Below are 18783 nucleotides of genomic sequence, written 5' to 3'. Positions count from 1 at the left end.
GAAACATTTTTTCATCTGTGAGCGAGAGTGGCCATGAAAAAGAAATTCTTTATCCCTGTTGCCCTAGTGACGGCGGCGCTTGCCGCCGGGGGCCTTCTGTACTTCAAGCACATCGTGCCCCTGGAGAAGGCCGTTGCCGCGCCGGCTCCGCCACCCGCCGTTCCGATTGTCGCCGGGGTGGTCGCCCAGCATGACGTGCCGATCTATCTTAGCGGCGTCGGCACGGTAATTGCGTATAACACCGACGTCGTGCGCGCCCAGATCCAGGGACAAATCATCAGCATCAACTTCACCGAAGGCCAAACCGTGCATGCCGGCGACCTGCTCGCGCAGATCGATCCGCGTCCCTATCAGGCCTTGATCGATCAATACACCGGTAACCTGGAACGTGATCAGGCCCAGCTCATCAATGCCCAGGCCAACCTGAAACGCTACACCACATTGGGAGACAAGGGCTGGGCCACTCCACAATTGCTCGAGACCCAACAGGCGCAAGTGGGGGAATTGAACGCGGCTATCAAAGCCGACCAGGCATTGATTGACGCCGCGAAGGTGCAGCTCAGCTACACGCGGCTGACGTCGCCGATCGATGGCGTGGTCGGCATTCGCCAGATCGACGTCGGAAACATTATCAGCCCGTCGAATACGAACGGCCTCGTCGTCGTCACGCAGCTGCATCCGATTTCGCTGATATTTACGCTGCCGGAGACCAGCCTGCCGCAAATCGAGCAGCAACAGCAGAAAACCAAGACGCCGCTCCCGGTGCTCGCCTACAGCCAGGATGATACGATCCTGCTCGATCAAGGCGAACTCGGCCTCGTCAACAACGAGATCCTGCAGACAACGGGCTCGATCCAGCTCAAGGCGAATTTTCCCAACAAGTCGAACCGGCTCTGGCCGGGCCAACTCGTCAACGCGCGGCTGCTCGTCGATACAAGGCATAATGGCCTGACCGTCGCAGCGTCGGCCGTGCAACAGGGCCCGAATGGAGCCTATGTCTACGTCGTTGATCCCAACAGCACGGTCGAGAGCCGGCCGGTCAAGGTCGCACAGATCAGTGGCGGCCAGGCGCTGATCGATTCCGGCCTCAAGGCCAACGAGCAGGTCGTGGTTGATGGGCAATACAAGCTGCAGCCGGGCGTTCAGGTAACGCTGCTCCACGGCAAGGCGGCAGAAGAACAAGCTGCACAAGACGCAATGCAGGCACCCATACCATGAACATATCGGCACCGTTCATCGAACGGCCGATCGCGACCGCTCTGCTGATGGTGGGGTTGTTGGTGGCCGGTCTGATCGCCTATCCGTTGTTGCCGGTCGCGTCGCTTCCGAACGTCAACTATCCGACGCTGACGGTCACGGCGCAGTTGCCGGGCGCCGACCCGCAGACCATGGCATCCACGGTGGCATCGCCGCTCGAGCTGCAGTTCGGTGAGATCCCCGGCCTCACCCAGATGACGTCGTCGAGCGCACTCGGCTATGCCCAGATCACGCTGCAGTTCGATTTGAATCGCCCCATCGACGGGGCGGTCGCAGACACGTTGTCGGCGATCAACGCGGCGAACGCCTATCTGCCGAAGAACCTGCCGTACCCGCCGCTGATCCGTAAGGTCAATCCGGCTGAAACGCCGATTCTGGTGCTCGGCGTCACCTCGGACAGCCTGCCGCTAACCGTCGTCGACGCCTATGCGCAAAATATTCTGCTGCAAAAGATCTCCCAGATCTCCGGCGTCGGCCTCGTGGGCGTAGGAGGCGAGGAGCAGCCGACCGTCCGTGTACAGGTCGATCCAGAGGCGCTGGCGGCTCGCGGCATCAACCTCGAAGACGTGCGCACGGTGCTCGGACAGGCCAATGTCGACCTTCCGAAAGGCACGTTCAACAGCCCGCGCCAGACCTACACGATCAACACCAACGATCAGCTGTTCCAGCCCGACAAATACGCCGACCTGATCATTGCCTACCGCAACGGGTCGCCGGTGCGAATCAAGGATATCGGCCGAGCCGTCAGCGCGGGAGAGAACGAGCTGATCTCCGCCTGGTTCAACAAGAAGCGGGCCATCATTCTGGCGATCCAGCGCCAGCCCGGTGCCAACGTCATCGAAACCGTAAAGCGGGTCAAGGAGATGATGCCCGTACTCCAGGCCTCGATCCCGGCCGCCGTCAAGGTAGACGTCATTTCCGACCGCACCCAGACCATCCGCGCATCGGTCGCCGACGTGCAGTTCACATTGCTGCTGACGGTTGCTCTCGTCATCATGGTTATCTTCATATTCCTGCGCAGCTTCTGGGCAACCATTATCCCGGCCGTCACCGTGCCGCTGTCGCTGGTCGGCACCTTCGCGGTGCTCTACGAGATGGGCTACAGTCTCGACAATCTTTCCCTGATGGCCTTGTCGATCGCGGTCGGCTTCGTGGTCGACGACGCCGTCGTCGAGATCGAGAACATCACACGACACATAGAGGAGGGCCTCTCGCCGTACGATGCGGCGATGAAGGGGTCTGGCGAGATCGGCTTCACCGTCATGGCGATCACGTTCTCGCTCATCGCCGTGTTCATTCCGCTATTCCTGATGAGCGGCTATGTCGGATTGCTGTTTCGCGAGTTCGCGATGACGGTGAGTGTGGCCCTCGTTCTCTCGCTGATAATCTCGCGGACGCTCACGCCGATGATGTGCGCATATCTGCTCAAGCCGGAGCGCAAGGAGCACGGATGGCTCTACCGGATGTCCGAGCGAGGCTTCGATGGTCTCCTCCACGTCTATGAGGCAGGCCTCAAGATCGTGCTACGGCATAAGTTCATCACGCTGATGGTGATGTTCGGTACGGTCGCGCTGACCGGATATCTCTACGTGATCATTCCCAAGGGATTCTTTCCCCAGCAAGACACCGGATTGATCATCGCGCAGTCCGAGGCGGCGCAGGATATATCCTACCAGGCCATGCTGGAACGCCAGCAGGCTCTCCAGGATGCCATCATGCGGGATCCGGCCGTCGACACCGTCGGAGCGGCCGTGGGTGCCGGGGGCGGTGTCTACACGCTCAACGACGGCCGCGCCTATATTCAGCTCAAGCCCGCAAATCAGCGTGACCCGATCGAAAAGGTGATCGCCCGCCTGCGAACCAACCTCGCCAAGATTCAGGGCATAACGCTTTATATGCAAGCCGCACAGGACATCACCATCGGCGCGCGGCTAAACAAGACGCAATTCCAGTACACCCTGAACGACGCCGATCCCGGCGAGCTCAACCATTGGTCGGCGCTATTCCTCGACAAGATCAAGGCGGTTCACGGCATCACCGACGTAACCACCGATCAACTCAATGCCGGGCCGATGCTCGACATCGCGATCAAGCGCGATGTCGCCTCGAGCTACGGCATCTTGCCCTACACGATCGACAACACGCTTGGCGATGCCTTCGGCCAGCGCATCGTCTCGACCATTTATACGACCCTGCAGCAGTACCATGTTATCCTGGAGGTCAATCCCAAGTTTCAGTATGGGCCAGAAGCGCTCAACGGCATCTATGTCAAATCGTCGAGCGGGCAGCAGGTGCCGTTATCCACGCTGGTCGATACGGTGGTGAAGGTCGCGCCGCTCCTGATCAACCACACAGGCCAGTTCCCGTCGGTTACGATCTCTTTCAATCTCGCGCCGGGCACCGCGATCGGCCAGGCCGTAAGCGCCATTCAGGCCGTTCAAAAGGATTTGCACCCGCCGCTCTCGCTGCAGACCAGCTTCCAGGGCAACGCCCAGGCATTCGGAGCGTCGCTGAAGAGCACACCGATCCTTATTCTCGCCTCGCTCTTCGTCATCTACATCATTCTCGGCGTGCTGTACGAGAGCCTGATCCACCCGGTCACCATCATCTCCACCCTGCCCTCGGCCGGCATCGGCGCGCTGCTGCTGCTGATGGCGGTTCATGTCGATCTGAGCGTGATTGCGATCGTCGGTCTGATACTGCTTATCGGCATCGTCAAGAAGAACGGCATCATGCTGGTCGACTTCGCCCAGCAGGTTGAACAGAGCGAAGGCTTGACGGCGGAGGAATCGATCTACCAGGCCTGCATTATGCGCTTCCGACCGATCCTGATGACGACGATGGCAGCGCTGCTCGGTGGCGTGCCGATGATGGTTGGCACAGGAGTCGGTTCGGAAATTCGACAGCCGCTCGGCTACGCCATCGTCGGCGGTCTCGCACTGTCGCAGGTCCTCACCCTCTACACGACGCCGGTCGTCTATATCTACCTCGACCGTCTACAGACCTGGCTGTTCGGACACAAGCGGAAGCAGGCATCTCCCGGCATCGCAGAGGCGGCGCCGGCCGAATGAACATTCCTTGACGCACGCTGCTCCGCGCTCTCGGTGATCGCGCGACCTGCATCAGTTTGAGCGATCATCATGACTTGGTGGGGAAGGAAGCTGCGAGTTCCTTCCCGGAGGATTCCGGCCCAATTCGTCGCGGATCACTAAACTCCAATTTAGTGGCTCTCTCATCGGCTGCTGCTTAACTTCCTGGTTGAAGGTTCAAATTGATCCGGGACGCCATGACTACCTCTGCCGCTATCCACATCGTCAGCCCGGCTGAATTCGATCGGGGAACGGCGCAGACGCCGGGCTCCGAGCGTCGCGCCGCCATCGCACCGGCGCTCGGCATCAAGTCGGCCATCTGGGGCGGTTTGTTCGAGGTAGCGCCGGGATCGCGGACGGGAATTCATCATCACGGGGAACAGGATACGATTGCTTACGTCCTCTCCGGCATCTGCGAAATCCGCTGGGGCGAACGAGGCGAATCGGTCGCGCGCGCAAAGGCCGGCGATTTCATTCATGTCCCCGCCTTCCTGCCGCACATGGAAATCAATCCTTCGAAACAGCAGCCGTTTCGATGGGTAGTCGTGCGCAGCACCGCGACGCCGATCGTGGTCAATCTTCCGGACGATACCTGGCCGTAAGCCGCGGTGTCCCTGCAAGCGGCAGGACGACATCCGGCCGTAAGCCTGATGCCTTCCTGCAGGCAGCCTTCACGGACTTCGTCAACATGGAGCAATCATGGACGAGCACGAACCTAATGCGGAGCCAAATGCATTTGAAGTTACCCGCCGCACGGTGATCGAGACCGGAGCCACTGCGCTGCTCCTGACCACGCTACCACGTGCCGCTTTAGCGGCGGGCGAGGCCGATGACAACGAACCGCTCCCGCCTCCCGTGAAGGTCGAACTTCAGATCAACGGCCAGCCTCATTCGCTGACGCTGGATCCCCGCACGACATTGCTGGACGCGTTGCGCGAACACCTCGCGCTGACCGGTTCGAAGAAGGGTTGCGATCACGGCCAATGCGGCGCCTGCACGGTACTGATCGATGGACGCCGCATCAACTCCTGCCTGACGCTTGCGGCGATGCACGATGGCCACTCCATCACCACGATCGAGGGGCTTGCACGGGGTGATGATCTGCATCCGCTGCAGGCGGCGTTCGTCGAACATGACGGCTTTCAGTGCGGCTACTGCACTTCCGGGCAGATATGCTCCGCGGTCGGAATGCTGGCCGAAAGCCGGTTGGGCATGCCGAGCTATGTAACGGAGGACCTGACGCACCCGCCCGCCGAACTCAACGATGCGGAAATTCGAGAGCGGATGAGCGGCAACATCTGCCGCTGCGCGGCCTATCCCAACATCGTGGCGGCCATCAAACAAGCCGCGGGAATGCCGACATGAAGGCTTTCACCTATCAACGCGCCGATTCCGTCACGCAGGCGGCCACTGCTGCCATCAAGCCCGGCGCCAAAATCATTGCCGGCGGCACCAATCTGCTCGACCTGATGAAATTGCAGGTCGAGACCCCCTCAACGTTGATCGACATCAACCGCCTGCCGCTCGACAAGATCGAAGACACGCCCGATGGCGGCCTGCGCATCGGAACGTTGGTTCGGAACAGCGATCTCGCCGCTGACTGGCGCGTGCGGCAACGTTATGGTGTCTTGAGCCGCGCCCTGCTGGCTGGCGCAAGCGCGCAGTTGCGCAACAAGGCCACGACCGGCGGCAATCTGCTGCAGCGAACCCGCTGCTACTATTTCTATGACGTCACCAAGCCATGCAACAAGCGTAATCCCGGCTCCGGCTGTGCGGCGCTTGCCGGGTTCAATCGCATTCATGCGATCCTGGGCACCAGCGAGCACTGCATTGCGACGCATCCCTCGGATATGGCGGTGGCGATGCGGGCGCTCGATGCCAAGGTGGAGACAGTCAATGGCGAGGGCCACACCAGGGTCATTCCGATCGGGGCACTTCATCGCCTGCCCGACAAAACTCCGGACATCGAGACGTCACTGAAGCCAGGCGAAATCATTACGTCGGTGACGCTGCCTCCGCCGCCTCCCGGCATTCAGGTCTACCGCAAGGTCCGCGATCGCGCCTCCTACGCATTTGCGCTGGTTTCAGTCGCCGCGGTCGTCGATAGCATGCATGGCCGAATTCGCTCGGCCCGTCTCGCATTCGGCGGACTGGCGCCAAAACCCTGGCGATCGCCGCCGGCGGAGCAAACCCTAGTCAATGCCTCTGCGAACACAACCACCTTCAATGCGGTGGCAGATGCGGTTCTCGAAGGTGCAAGCGCATTCGGCGGCAATGATTTCAAGCTGCCGCTGACGCGGCGCACGCTGCGCAGCGTGCTGACGGAGTTGACTCGGGCCTGAGGGAGACGAGCGCATGGAAATGAATTCACCCGTCGGCAGCAATGCACTCGATGCACAGGGCCTGGTCGGCAAGCCGCTCGACCGCGTCGACGGCCGAATGAAGGTCACCGGCGGGGCGCGTTATGCCTATGAGATGCAACAGGACAACGTGCTCTATGGCTTTGTGGTCGAAGCTTCGATCGGGAAAGGAACGATCCGATCAATCGACACACGCGCCGCGGAGAAGGCTCCGGGCGTCGCGCTGGTCCTCACCCATCGCAACGCGCCTGCGCAGGGCACCGGCAATCACCGTGAAGCGCATCCGGTGCTCACGGGGCCGCAGGTGACGCGCTACGGCCAGCCGGTTGCCTTCGTGATCGCCGAGAGTTTCGAGGAGGCCAGAGCGGCCGCTTATCTCGTGGACATCAAATATGATCGGGCGGTCGGAAAATATGCGCTCCGCGCCAACCTCGGTGCGGCACGCGTTCCGCGGCCCAGCGATAGTCAGCCCGCCGACAGCGCGGTAGGCGATTTCGCGGGCGCGCTCGCCAGCGCCCCGGTGCAGCTCGATGTGACCTATGCCACCCCATTGCAAAGCCATGCGATGATGGAACCGCATGCCACTCTGGCGATGTGGGACGGCGACAAATTGATCCTGCATACCGCCAACCAGATGCTCAATCAGGGTCAGCAGGTCATCGCGACAACCCTGAAAATTCCCGTCGAGAACATACGCCTGATCAGCCCGTTCATCGGCGGCGGTTTCGGCGGCAAACTCTGGGTCAATGCCGATGCTGTCCTGGCGGCGATCGCCGCGCGGGAACTCAAGCGGCCGGTGAAAGTCGCGCTGACGCGCCAGCAGATCTTTCACGTCACGACCCACCGCTCCGACACGATCCAGCGGCTGCGCCTGGGCACCGATCGCGATGGCCGCATTCTAGCGATCGGCCACGATGTATTCTCCGGCAATTTACCCAGCGAGCAAACCTATGAGGGCGCGGCCCTGCAGACCCGTACGCTCTATGCCGGTCCCAATCGGCTGACACGACATCGTCTCGTGCCGCTGGATATTCCGGTCGCGTCCTCGATGCGTGCCCCGGGCGAATCTGTCGGGCTGATGGCACTCGAATGTGCGATGGACGAACTCGCCGAAAAGCTCAATCTCGATCCGATCGAATTACGCATTCGAAACGAGCCGGGCGAAGACCCGGAACAACACATCCCTTTTTCGAGCCGTCATTTGATTGCCTGCATGCAGGAAGGTGCCCGCCGCTTTGGGTGGGACAAGCGTAATCCAAAGCCGGGCCAGATCCGCGACGGGCGCTGGCTGGTGGGAATGGGCATGGCCGCGGCGACCCGCGGCAACCCGCTTCGGCTTTCCAAGGCCAAGGTCCGACTGGATTCCGATGGTCTCGCCACCGTGCGGATGGCGATGACCGACATCGGCACCGGGACTTATACCATCCTGGCGCAGATCACCGCCGACATGCTCGGACTGCCAATGGAACGTATCCGGGTCGAACTCGGCGATACCAACTTTCCGGAAGCTGCAGGCTCGGGAGGCTCGTTCGGCTCAGGCAGCTCGGGCTCGGCTTTGTTCGAGGCTTGCCAGGTGTTGCGTGAAAAGCTCGCGCAATTGGCCGGCATGGACGCCAGGACCGCTCGCTTTGCCAACGGCTGCATCGAATTCGAGGAGCAATCCATCCCGCTGACGAAGCTCATCGCGGGCGGTGGTATCGAAGCCGATGGGGAAATCAGGCCCGGACGCACCGCGCAGGAGTTCTCGCAACAATCCTACGGCGCTCATTTCGCTGAAGTCGGCGTCGATGAAGATACCGGCGAGGTACGAGTGCGGCGCATGCTCGGCGTATTCACCGCCGGCCGTGTGCTAAACGCCAAGACGGCGCGGTCTCAGGCGATCGGCGGAATGGTATTCGGCGTCGGTGCCGCGCTGCACGAAGGCATGACGCTCGATCCCCGCTTCGGCTATTTCGTCAATCGGGATCTCGCCGAATACCTGGTACCGGTGCACGCCGATATTCCGGCCATCGACGCCATGTTTCTTTCCGAACTGGACGACAAGTCCAATCCGCTAAAGAGCAAGGGGATCGGTGAACTTGGAATCTGCGGCGCCGGCGCCTCGATCGGCAACGCGGTCTACAACGCGTGCGGCGTCCGGATTCGGAATTATCCAATCACGCTCGACAAGCTGCTTTCCGGCCTGCCGGTGCGTGCATGACCGGGAAAGAAGCAGCAAGCGGTCAGCGCCACCCGATTGTGGTTGCCACGATCGCTATTGCTGCGGCCGTCGCGATCGGTCTTGCGACCTCGCGCGGCCTGGCTGCGGGACCTGAGGCGACGCCGCCTTCGCCTCACGCTAACGATTATCTCCCGAGTGTCAGTGACCTCATGATCGCGACGATTCAACCGCGGCACGAGCGGCTCTGGCGGGCCGAGCAGGATGGAAACTGGGAGTTTGCAGCCTACGAGCTTGGAAATCTGCATGGCGCGTTCGATCGCCTCGGGCACGCCCATCCGGTCGAACACGACCTCTCCTTTCCGGACATGATCGCCTCTGTGACGGAGCAGCCGTTCAAGGAATTGAGGAGCGCGATCCAATCGAAAGACGCCACCGCGTTTACCCAAGCCTATGCTGATCTGACCGACGCATGCAATTCATGTCATCAGGCTCTCAACCACGGCGTCGTCGAAATCCGTGTACCGACCCGGACGTCCGCGTCGGACCTGAACACCAACAGCACCCGGCCCCGGAATTGACGCTCGGCATATTCATGTCGGCTCGATCCGCAAGACATTCTGAACGCTAATTTAATGGCTCACGATAATCGTGAAACTATCTTTGATGTACGCGCAGTTTAATTTTTAGAGGAGCGACAACTATGTTTTCGAGACGGGATGTGTTGGCGGTATCCGCTGCGGGTGCTGTGATGACCGCGAGCGCAGCACGCGCTGCCTCCTTTGGTAACCCGGACCAGCCGCCGCAAGGCGCTGTCAACGCCAAAGCTCCAGGCACTCTCAGGGATCCTGGCCCGCAAAGCGAGGCCATCGGCAACCAGTTTCCCTCGGCGCAATTTCCGCCGGCAACCGACGTCGGCGGCATGCCGATGGACTGGGCCTCTTTCAACAATGCGCCAAAGCGGGTCCAGAACGGCGGCTGGGCGCGCGAGGTGACGCAGAAGGATTTTGCGATTTCCGACACGATCACGGGAGTCAACATGCGGTTGACGGCCGGCGGTATCAGGGAGTTGCACTGGCACCAGGCGGCGGAGTGGGCGATCATGACATACGGCAGTTGCCGCGTGACGGTTCTCGACGCCGTGGGCCGGCCATACGTCGCGGACGTCAATGAGGGCGATCTGTGGTATTTCCCCGCAGGCCAGCCGCATTCGTTGCAGGGGCTCGGCCCGGACGGCTGCGAATTTGTGATCTGCTTTGACGACGGCGACGCCAGCGAGTTCAATACGCTATTGGTGACCGACTGGTTCGCCCATACCCCTCCCGAGGTGCTTGCCAAGAATTTTGGCGTTCCGGCCAAGACGTTCGCCAACATTCCGCTGCAAAACCTCTGGATCTTCCAGGGAACGCTGCCCGGCGATCTGACATCGGACCGCGCCGCCGTCAGCAAGACCGGGGGCGTTCCGCCCCATCCCTTCATCTTCAGGCTTGGATCGTCAGCTCCGACGAAGCAATCCGAGGCCGGCGACGTGCGGATTGCCGACAGCAACAACTTCATGGTCTCGACGAGGATTGCCGCCGCGCTGGTGACGGTTCGTCCGGGTGGCGTCCGCGAGATGCACTGGCATCCGAACGCCGACGAATGGCAGTATTATATCAAGGGCAAAGCACGCATGACCGTGTTCAATACCGGACCGAATGCGATGACGATGGATTTCAATCCCGGAGACATCGGCTACGTCAAGAAGAACCTGGGGCATTACGTCGAGAATGTCGGCGACACGGACATGGTCTTTGTCGCGGTCTTCAGGGCCTCGCGTTATGAAGAGGTTTCCCTGTCGAACTGGCTGACGCATACGCCGCCGGCGCTGGTTGCCCAGCATCTGAATGTCGACGAAGCGACGATCGCGAAATGGCCGGAGAACGCCCCGGGCGTGATGCCTAAATCATAAATCGCAACGGCAAAACAGGATCTCCGGCACCGCAGTCACTTCTGGTGCCGGAAAGGCCGTCAGTCCACACGAATCGCGGACGAGGAACATATGCTTGCGCTCAGTAACGTCAGGGTCGGTATGGCCGCCGAGATGACCGTGACCGTCACATCGGTGATGACGGTCGCTCATTTCGTGGCTGATATGCCGCGGGTCTACGCCACGCCTATCATGATCCTGCATATGGAAATGGCGTCAGGTTCCGCGATTGCTCGCCATCTTCCAGACGGCTTTGTAAGCGTCGGCATGGACGTGAAAGTCCGCCATCTCGCCGCAACGCCGGTCGGCCGCACGGTCCGTGCCGTTGCTCGAGTCCTCGAGATCGACCGCAAGAGCGTCGTGTTCGAGGTCGAGGCCTGGGACGGTGACCGCAAGATCGGCGACGGCACCCATCGCCGCGGCATCGTCAACATGGTGGAGTTCGAGAAGCGCTTCGGCGTGAAGCAACTCAGCACAAGCGCGGCTTGAGCCCCAACGTTGCAGTGCCCGACATCGCCCTGATCAGAACCAGCTCACACTGACGACCGTAGCCGCCGGAAGGCGTGACGGGGGAGTCCGTTGGACCCGTTCACGGGCTTGTTGCCGAGCATAATTTCCCTGCCGTCCCACTCAATGGTGTCCGTAACCGGCTGTCGCCCGGACTTTTCCTCGGAAGACGCCGTAGCTGATGACCGTGTAGAGCAGCATCAGCGGGAAGACGGCAGCGCCGCCCCAGAACATGATCCGGAGGCTGGACTGCGGCGCGGCGGCTCCGTCGACGGTGATGACGAAGGGGATCATGTATGGCCAGAAGGACAGCGCCAGGGTGCCAAACGCCGATAGAAAGATCAGTGCGACCATATAGAACGGCCTGTAGTCATTGTGGTTCAGGATGCTGAGCGCAAGAACTGTTGCGGCGGCCGCTCCAACCGCGGGGAATACGAACAGATACGGCCGATCGATCCAACGATGCAGGATCGGAAGGTGTTCGGTGAGCGCGTAAGCAAAGACAAGCACGAGGAACGCCAGCACGCCGACCGCGAGTACAGGGATCTGGCGGCGAGCGATGTCGCGGACCTCGGCGTCGCATTTTCTGACCAGCCAGCAGGCGCCGAGAAGCGCATAGCCGAGGCACAGGCCGAAACCGCAAAGGACCGCGAAGGGCGTGAGTCAGCCGACGTCACCACCGGAATATTCGCCGTTCGTGAACGGCAGCCCTTCCACCAGGGCACCAACCATCATCCCCTGTATGAAACTCGCGATCAGGGACCCGCCGGCAAAGCTCACATCCCAGACCCAGCGCAGCCGTTGAGTCTTATAACGAAACTCGAATGCTACGCGGCGCAAGATCAGGCCCAGCAGCATAACGATGAGAGGAAGATAGAAGGCCGACAGCAACGTCGCATAGACGAGAGGAAACGCTCCCCACAGGATAACCGCGGCGACCACCAGCCAGGTCTCGTTGCCGTCCCAGATCGGCGCGACGGCGCTCAGCATCGCGCCACGCCTGGATTCGCCGGTCGCCAATCCGAACAGCAAGCCGACGCCGAGATCGACACCGTCAAGCAGCACGTAAAGCAGAATGCTGATGGCCAAAAGCGAGACCCAGAACATGACCATGGTTATCTTCCTGCGATGACGTAGAGCAGAATGCTAGCGGCAAAAAGCGAGAGCCAGAGCATGAACATGGCTATTCTCCAGCGATGACGTAGCTTGGTTCCTGAATTTGTTCTTCATCGGCCAGCGACATCGGCCGGTTCGGAACTGCGAGATGTGGTGTCTCGAACAGCTTGCCACGGGGACCTGTGCGGATAAGCCGATAAATGTAGAACGTGGCGACCGGTTCTAAGATGAAGCGTTTCCAGAACGGTCAGCCAGGCTGCAAGGCCGATCGTGAAGGATGGAAAGATGATATGGAACGTGATGGTGAAGGCGGACTGGATTCGCGACAGGAAAAGCGCCGTCATATCCATTGAAATTCTCCTGGCCCCATCGCAATAACCGGATGACCCTGGCTCCTAAAGTCGATCGTGGAGACGAGGGCCATTATGTGAAGGTAACAACGGGACAACCGCGGACCATTAAATTCGCCGTTAGGTTTCAAACTCAAACCAGACCGTGGGGCAACCCGGCATTTCGACGAGCGGATCAAGAGAATCATCGAGCAGCAATTGCTTGGCGTCGCTTTGCGTCACGCTGCGACGTTTCGTGCGGGCGGCGCCATGAATTCAGGGCCGACCGGATCGGCGATGGTCTCGCGCAGGATCCGATCGATCTCGGCCTTGGCAGAAGGATCGAGCGACCAGCCAGTCACCTCGTCGACCGGCTGCAACTGATCGGGACGACGCGCCCCCCACAATGCTGTCGTGATGCCTTGGTCCAGCATCCAGCGGACCGCCAGGTGGATAACGCGCTTGCCGAACCGTTGCGCGAGGCGGTCGAGCTTGCCCACGGCGGCCAAGTATTGTGCGTACCGAGGTTTTAGGAACTTCGGGTCGGAGCGCCTCAGATCGTCGCCCTCGAAAACCGTGTTCGCCTGCATCCGTCCGGACAAAAGGCCGCGGCACAACGCCCCATATCCCAGCATCGCAATTCCATGTTTCTGGCAGTAGGGCAGAAGGTCGGCCTCGATTCCGCGTTCAAACAAATTGTACGGCGGCTGCAGTACATGCAGCGGCGCAATGCGGCGAAACCGTTCCATCTGGCCGACCGAAAAATTGCTCACGCCGATGGCGCGGATTTTCCCTTGCGCGAACAGCATGTGCATTGCATCAGCGGTTTCTTCGATCGTAATGAGCGGGTCGGGCCAATGAACCTGATAGATGTCAATGTAATCGGTCCGAAGCCGACGCAACGAATCTTCGACCTCCCGCATGATGCGAGCACGACTGGCGTTGCGAGATACCCTCCCACCCTCCCATTGAAGTCCGACCTTGGTGGCGATAATCACGCTCGAGCGCAGCCCGCTTTCGGCGATCGCCCTGCCAACGATCTCTTCCGAGTGGCCGAATCCATAGACCGGGGCCGTGTCGACAATGTTGATGCCATGCTCGAACGCGGCCTGGATGGTAGCGATCGATTCAGCTTCGTCGGTTCCACCCCACATCCACCCGCCGATGGCCCAAGTCCCAATAGCGACAGGCGACACCTTGAGCGACGTGCCCTGAATGTCGGTGCGTTCCATGTTCATTTTGAGAGCTTCTGCTTGACGAGCCATGATCCTGTTCTTTCCTTGAGTGCGTGCGCCTTGGGGCTGTGGGTGGCGGACAAGTCCAACCTCAACCGGCAGTGACCGAGGGCACGGCGTAGAGCCCCGCCTCCTCGGCGGCGATAAGCCCGAGGGCGGTCCAGTCAAGGTCGCCGTAACCACGCGCGATACCCGAGATCAGCCGGTCCCGAACGACTCCCACCGATGGCATCGGAGCGCCGGCCTTCTCTGCCTCCGCGAGCGCCAAGCGCACATCCTTCAGCACGAGGGGCAAGACGAATCCGGGCGTGTAGACCTGCTTGGCAATCTTGTCGCCATAAATCCTGTGCGCGCGCCCACCGAACATCGCGCTCGTCATAATGTCGATGAACGGCTGCGGATCCAGCCCGCGCTTGCGGACGACGGCGACGACTTCTCCGAGCATCTCCAGTGCCGTTGCGCTCATCATATTGCCGAGCAGCTTGAAGAGGTTTGCGTCTCCTGGGTCGGAACCGACTGTAAAAGTCCGTTGTCCGAGGCTGTCGAGGACCGGCCGGCAACGCTCGATATCGGCCGGGGCGCCAGCGGCAACGATGAACAGCTGGCGCGCCTTGGCGGCATCCGGATTCCCGAACACCGGCGCAGCGACGTAACCCTGCCCGTGCCGCGCATGCTCGCTCGCCAGGACCGACGCGGCCGCCGTGCTAATTGTGCTCATCGACAGGTGGATCGCGCCGGGCATTAAACCCGCGGCCAGACCATCCAGATCGTCGTCGCGGCGACCGAATACGACTTCGCTTACGGCATCGTCGTCCGGCAACATGCTGATGACAACGTCACAGTCGAGCAAGTCGCCGATATCCGTCGTCGGGCTGAGACCGAGCGCCTCGAGTTCACCGAGTTGATCCGAGCGGCGGACATATGCAATCACCCGTCGTCCGGCGGCCGCGAGGTTTGCGGCCATCGGCCTTCCCATGTGACCAAGGCCGACAAAGCCGATTTCTCCCAGCGCCGACCCGCAGGCAGCGGTCGATCTCGAGACGCCGGAGTGCTCGCGGGAGGGACTTTCGGATGTGCCCCCAGGAGCGAAAGGAGAGCAAGGTTCGTGCTTGGACATAGAGGTTCCTAACCGGGTCCGGCCGCATCGTCTGATCCGCGGCTTGCGACGGACACACGCCAACAACTGGTGACGAACGGGGCCGGCGCTTGTCTCAGCTTGCCGCGCCTTACGCCTTCTTGCTTGGATTCCTGAAGATGGCCCAACCAGGCACTCGTCAAGGTGCATGTTCCGTCCGGAGGCTCGCGCCTGTTGCCGCGAATAAAATCGAATTTAGCTATCTGAACCCAAATTTAATGGTCCCAACAATCCATCCGCATAGTCTAGGCCCTGACTTCAATTCTCATGAAGGCGCAAGGATGCGAGTGTCGGGAGAACGAATGAGTGACGTCGGCATTAGTCGCTCCGATTTTCGTGCCTCACCCCCACCGATCGTCGACATTTCGCCGCCTGATATCGCCCGCCGCCGATTAACGACTTGGGGCGCAATACAGGCGGACAACGTGAGAATTACCCGGCGCGAGACTTTCGAATACGGCTTTCGGGCGCGAAGACATTTGCTGATCGCTTACGAACGCGCGGAACGAGATGACGGCGAGACGCTCATCGAGGGCTTGCCAAAATCGACCCTGCGCGAATTCAATTGGAAGCTCAGCCTGGTGCCGGCCGGGCATCGGTTCTACGGGTGGCAGACGCCGCGGGTGCTGACGCGCGTCACCTATTTCTATATCGATTCGCAGGATCAGTTGTTTGATCCAAGATCCGGCATCACCTGCCCTGCGATCAGCCCACGCCTGTTCTTCTTCGATCAAGCGGTCTGGGACACGGCGCTTAAACTCAAGGCCGAGGTCGGGAATTCCGACCCATGGAGCCGCGAATATGCGGAGGCCCTGAGCCTCGTACTGATGCACGAAATCGTGCGATTGGAACGAGCGACATCCGCTGCGGCCAAGCCACTGCGTGGCGGCTTGCCGGTGTGGCAGCAGAAACGCGTGGTGGAATTCATCGAAGAGCATCTCGCGGAGGAGATTTCATTGGCCGCTCTGGCAGCGCTTGCCGATCTGAGTCTCTATCACTTCGCGCGCGCCTTCACGCAATCCTTCAGCATGCCTCCGCATCGCTACCATATGGCCCGGAGGATGGATCGCGCCAGGAGCCTGTTGCAGAGGCGATCGCTCTCGGTGACGCAGATCGGCATCCAGATCGGCTTCCGCGAGACGAGTTCATTCACCAGGGCATTTCGCCGGTTCACAGGACTTACGCCGACCGAATATCGGCGTCATCGAGACGACTAGACTCAGAAGGGGAACCAGCGCCACCTATAACGCATGCGATAGCCAGGCGGACAAACTAACCTGTTGTCAGGCAGAGTTGGGGCTTCCTGTGCCGCCATGCCGTCACAGGTGGGCGAAATCCCCACCTCTGCGTTCGCGTTCGGACGCTCTCTCGAAGGGGCGAGGCTGTGTTGTCAATCGTTTGATTTGGGTCCGCCATGATAGCGGTATGCATCGGGTTCGGCCGCTTGATGCGACATAATGGCGTACCCGTTCTGCCAGTTGCGGTAGTTGCCGCCATCATCGTACGGATTGCCCGCTCCCAGATTCTGGCAGTTTGCGTCGGGGTAGAACTGCGCGCAATAGCCGGGGTCTTCGATAATTGCCTGCGCGAGAGCAGGAGTTGCGAAAGCTGCCGCAGCAACGGCGGCGGCGCCAATCAATGCTAGTTTCATCTTGGCCTCCTTGTAGGATGATGTGAGGTACATCGGAACCCAGTTGCAGTTGCGCCAGTAACTTCTGTTTGAGAAAGCACTTTGGTGCGGACGTTCGCGCACTGATCTCGCTCAAAAGATTTAATGGTGTCGAACAACCCCGCTGCCTATCTGCCTGATAGCTACAAGCAGGAGATAGCGGCCGTGAATGTCGTCGCCGGAAGAAGGGGTGTATTGAGAACATTGGCTTTGAGTCTGGCCACAAGCGCGATCGGCCTTGCATCGGCCCGGGCTCAGTCCGGAACAGCGACCGTCGAATCCGCGTTGATACCTTCCGGTGCCACCCACCTTGACGCATTGAAGAAACGCCTGGCGCAAGCGCCGCGCCGTCGCGATTTCAAAACCGTGCCGATGATCCTAGACCATCAGGAGCAATGGGATTACGAAGCATTGACGGAGGTGCTCTCCTATCGGCCTGCGCCAAGGCAGGCGTGGGACAACACCGACATCGGAGGGCCCTGGCTGAACCTGATGCGCAACGCGCTCAATTCGCAGATCTGGTCGTTCAAACATCCGGATTTTCTCGCCGTTTCGGTGACCCACGGTACGGCGCAGCTTGCGCTCTACGATCAGGCCATTTGGGACAAGTACCGGCTCACGAGCCTGGCCGGCGACGAGTTCAAGACCAATACACCGATCATCGATCGGAAGTCGGCGGCCGCCGATTCCGCCAACTATGAGGACCCGGCGGGGCCCTTCTCCAGTGACGATAATTCGATCCCTGCACTGATGCGGCGCGGCGTTGTTTTCATGTCCTGCCACAATGCAATCTGGGAACACGCAGCGGCCCTCATCAAATTCGGCATCAACCCTGATAAGCTCTCTCATGCCGCGCTTGCCGCGGAACTGACCAACCATCTGGCGGACGGCGCCGTTCTAATTCCAGGGGCCGCTGGCACGCTGCCCGAGTTGCAACAGGTCGGTTTTCACTACGCAACGTAATACGGGCTGCCTGTTGCGCATCGAGGCCGAGTGTTGGCCGTCGAGCCCACCCATGTCAGCGACGCCTTAGGACGGCATCACGTTCGTGGTCGCCGAGACCGTCCTACTTGCTGGTTCTGCCGGGATGTCGATTAACGGCAGCTTCGACGCAGTTGATCAAGGCGGGTCCGGCGAAGGGCTTGGCCAGGAAGCAAATAGCTCCGGCCTTCAGGGCGCGGGCGCGGACGCTGTCTTCGGGAAAAGCCGTGATAAAGATAAACGGCGCGACGTACCCCTGGGCGCGCATATGGCTCAGAAGATCCAAGCCGCTCATGGCGGGCATCTGCACATCCGCGATGACACATGACGAGTCGCTTAGACGGGCCGACTGCAAAAACTCCTCGGCCGACGCGAATGTATGGACCAGGTATCCATGCGAGCTGAGAAGATTATTGGTCGCGGTACGGACGGATGCATCGTCGTCAATGACTGAAATCACCGAAAGAGTTGACAAGATGGGCCTTCCTGACACGGTGGCAAGGTGCTTGCTTTGGCGCTGCCTCAACACAAAAGTGGCCCGCCAGGCAGGATTGTGAAATCATACCGAGGTTTGTGCCCCCCAAAAACCGGTACGCAAACCACAAGCATTCGATCTTTTGATTAACCAAGGACCAGCGTCTATTTCGCGCCCTTGAGGGCGGCCAAATACTCGACGATCGGTCCGACATCTTCCGGGGCTACCGGAGCCTTATAGTTGTTGATCATCTTGCTCACCTCCGCTGCCCAGGACTGCTTCGACATCGCGGGCTGGTTCAACACCATGTCAGCCGAGTGACAGGCAAGGCAGTTGTTGTTGATCGCGTCCGAACCCTGGCCGGCTGGAAACATGCTATTGTTGTCTGGTAGGTCGACCTTGACGGGCTTCAGTTCGAATGGCGGAGCGCCGTGCGCGACGGGAGGAATTGACCCGAAACTCACAACAACGGCGATCGGCAGCAAATAGCGCAACATCGAACA

General features: G+C 60.5%; 16 protein-coding genes and 2 pseudogenes. 11 read left to right on the top strand and 7 right to left on the bottom strand.

Translation table 11 applies throughout. The features are described 5' to 3' along the window. The first annotated feature begins 33 nt into the window (after positions 1 to 33). The 9 genes from V1289_RS25565 (at position 34) to V1289_RS25525 (ending at position 11322) form a co-directional block, all read left to right on the top strand. Positions 34 to 1218 (top strand): efflux RND transporter periplasmic adaptor subunit, encoded by a 1185-nt coding sequence (locus V1289_RS25565; protein ID WP_334399851.1) that lies wholly within the window; start codon positions 34 to 36, stop codon positions 1216 to 1218. Beyond that, positions 1215 to 4328 carry an efflux RND transporter permease subunit gene (locus tag V1289_RS25560; RefSeq protein WP_334399849.1) on the top strand — a complete coding sequence of 1038 codons (3114 nt, stop codon included), beginning with the start codon at positions 1215 to 1217 and terminating at the stop codon, positions 4326 to 4328. Before V1289_RS25565 ends, V1289_RS25560 begins: the two co-directional genes overlap by 4 nt. Positions 4329 to 4543: 215 nt before the next feature. Next, positions 4544 to 4948, top strand: a complete 405-nt coding sequence (locus V1289_RS25555; protein WP_334399847.1) for a cupin domain-containing protein — start codon at positions 4544 to 4546, stop codon at positions 4946 to 4948. A 97-nt stretch (positions 4949 to 5045) separates the two neighbouring features. Beyond that, positions 5046 to 5711 (top strand): 2Fe-2S iron-sulfur cluster-binding protein, encoded by a 666-nt coding sequence (locus V1289_RS25550; protein WP_334399846.1) that lies wholly within the window; start codon positions 5046 to 5048, stop codon positions 5709 to 5711. Next, positions 5708 to 6688: an FAD binding domain-containing protein gene (locus V1289_RS25545; protein WP_334399844.1), complete on the top strand. Its 981-nt coding sequence runs from the start codon at positions 5708 to 5710 to the stop codon at positions 6686 to 6688. The genes V1289_RS25550 and V1289_RS25545 overlap by 4 nt, the downstream gene beginning before the upstream one ends. A 13-nt stretch (positions 6689 to 6701) precedes the next feature. Continuing rightward, complete coding sequence (locus tag V1289_RS25540; RefSeq protein ID WP_334399842.1) at positions 6702 to 8906, top strand: xanthine dehydrogenase family protein molybdopterin-binding subunit; 2205 nt, start codon at positions 6702 to 6704, stop codon at positions 8904 to 8906. Further along, positions 8903 to 9445 carry a cytochrome family protein gene (locus tag V1289_RS25535; protein ID WP_334399841.1) on the top strand — a complete coding sequence of 181 codons (543 nt, stop codon included), beginning with the start codon at positions 8903 to 8905 and terminating at the stop codon, positions 9443 to 9445. The genes V1289_RS25540 and V1289_RS25535 overlap by 4 nt, the downstream gene beginning before the upstream one ends. Before the next feature lie 122 nt (positions 9446 to 9567). Then, complete coding sequence (locus V1289_RS25530; RefSeq protein ID WP_334399839.1) at positions 9568 to 10815, top strand: oxalate decarboxylase family bicupin; 1248 nt, start codon at positions 9568 to 9570, stop codon at positions 10813 to 10815. Positions 10816 to 10905: 90 nt separating this feature from the next. Continuing rightward, entirely contained in the window at positions 10906 to 11322 is a 417-nt protein-coding gene (locus tag V1289_RS25525) for a thioesterase family protein (protein ID WP_334399836.1), read from the top strand. A gap of 141 nt (positions 11323 to 11463) precedes the next feature. Here V1289_RS25525 and cydB read toward each other — a convergent pair. From cydB to V1289_RS25505, 4 genes and pseudogenes are all read right to left on the bottom strand, one after another. Further along, positions 11464 to 12453 (bottom strand): annotated as a pseudogene (gene cydB / locus V1289_RS25520) (cytochrome d ubiquinol oxidase subunit II). Between the two features lie 209 nt (positions 12454 to 12662). Further along, positions 12663 to 12806, bottom strand: a pseudogene (locus V1289_RS49835) (cytochrome ubiquinol oxidase subunit I); the annotation flags it as partial. A gap of 218 nt (positions 12807 to 13024) precedes the next feature. Next, complete coding sequence (locus tag V1289_RS25510; protein WP_334399832.1) at positions 13025 to 14203, bottom strand: aldo/keto reductase; 1179 nt, start codon at positions 14201 to 14203, stop codon at positions 13025 to 13027. Then, on the bottom strand, positions 14112 to 15137 hold the full coding sequence (locus V1289_RS25505) for an NAD(P)-dependent oxidoreductase (protein ID WP_334399830.1): 1026 nt from the start codon (positions 15135 to 15137) through the stop codon (positions 14112 to 14114). Before V1289_RS25505 ends, V1289_RS25510 begins: the two co-directional genes overlap by 92 nt. A gap of 320 nt (positions 15138 to 15457) precedes the next feature. On the opposite strand from V1289_RS25505, the gene V1289_RS25500 reads away from it, so the two are divergent. Continuing rightward, the gene (locus tag V1289_RS25500) at positions 15458 to 16372 is read left to right on the top strand and encodes an AraC family transcriptional regulator (protein WP_334399828.1); all 915 of its coding nucleotides are present in this window, start codon (positions 15458 to 15460) and stop codon (positions 16370 to 16372) included. Positions 16373 to 16545: 173 nt separating this feature from the next. Here the strand turns inward: V1289_RS25500 and V1289_RS25495 are convergent, their stop codons facing one another. Further along, positions 16546 to 16806: a hypothetical protein gene (locus tag V1289_RS25495; RefSeq protein ID WP_334399826.1), complete on the bottom strand. Its 261-nt coding sequence runs from the start codon at positions 16804 to 16806 to the stop codon at positions 16546 to 16548. A 123-nt stretch (positions 16807 to 16929) separates the two neighbouring features. Between V1289_RS25495 and tetH the strand changes: the two genes are divergently transcribed. Further along, on the top strand, positions 16930 to 17787 hold the full coding sequence (gene tetH / locus V1289_RS25490) for a thiosulfate dehydrogenase (RefSeq protein WP_334399824.1): 858 nt from the start codon (positions 16930 to 16932) through the stop codon (positions 17785 to 17787). A gap of 103 nt (positions 17788 to 17890) precedes the next feature. Here tetH and V1289_RS25485 read toward each other — a convergent pair whose 3' ends face one another. Beyond that, positions 17891 to 18280: a response regulator transcription factor gene (locus tag V1289_RS25485; RefSeq protein ID WP_309181501.1), complete on the bottom strand. Its 390-nt coding sequence runs from the start codon at positions 18278 to 18280 to the stop codon at positions 17891 to 17893. Between the two features lie 164 nt (positions 18281 to 18444). Next, positions 18445 to 18777, bottom strand: coding sequence for a cytochrome c (locus tag V1289_RS25480; RefSeq protein ID WP_309181500.1), 333 nt, complete (start codon positions 18775 to 18777; stop codon positions 18445 to 18447). Between the last annotated feature and the right edge of the window lie 6 nt (positions 18778 to 18783).

The sequence above is a fragment of the Bradyrhizobium sp. AZCC 2289 genome, assembly GCF_036924615.1.
Lineage (GTDB): Bacteria > Pseudomonadota > Alphaproteobacteria > Rhizobiales > Xanthobacteraceae > Bradyrhizobium.
Note: the sequence above shows the minus strand (reverse complement) of the source record. Positions and strands in the feature narration are given on the sequence as shown.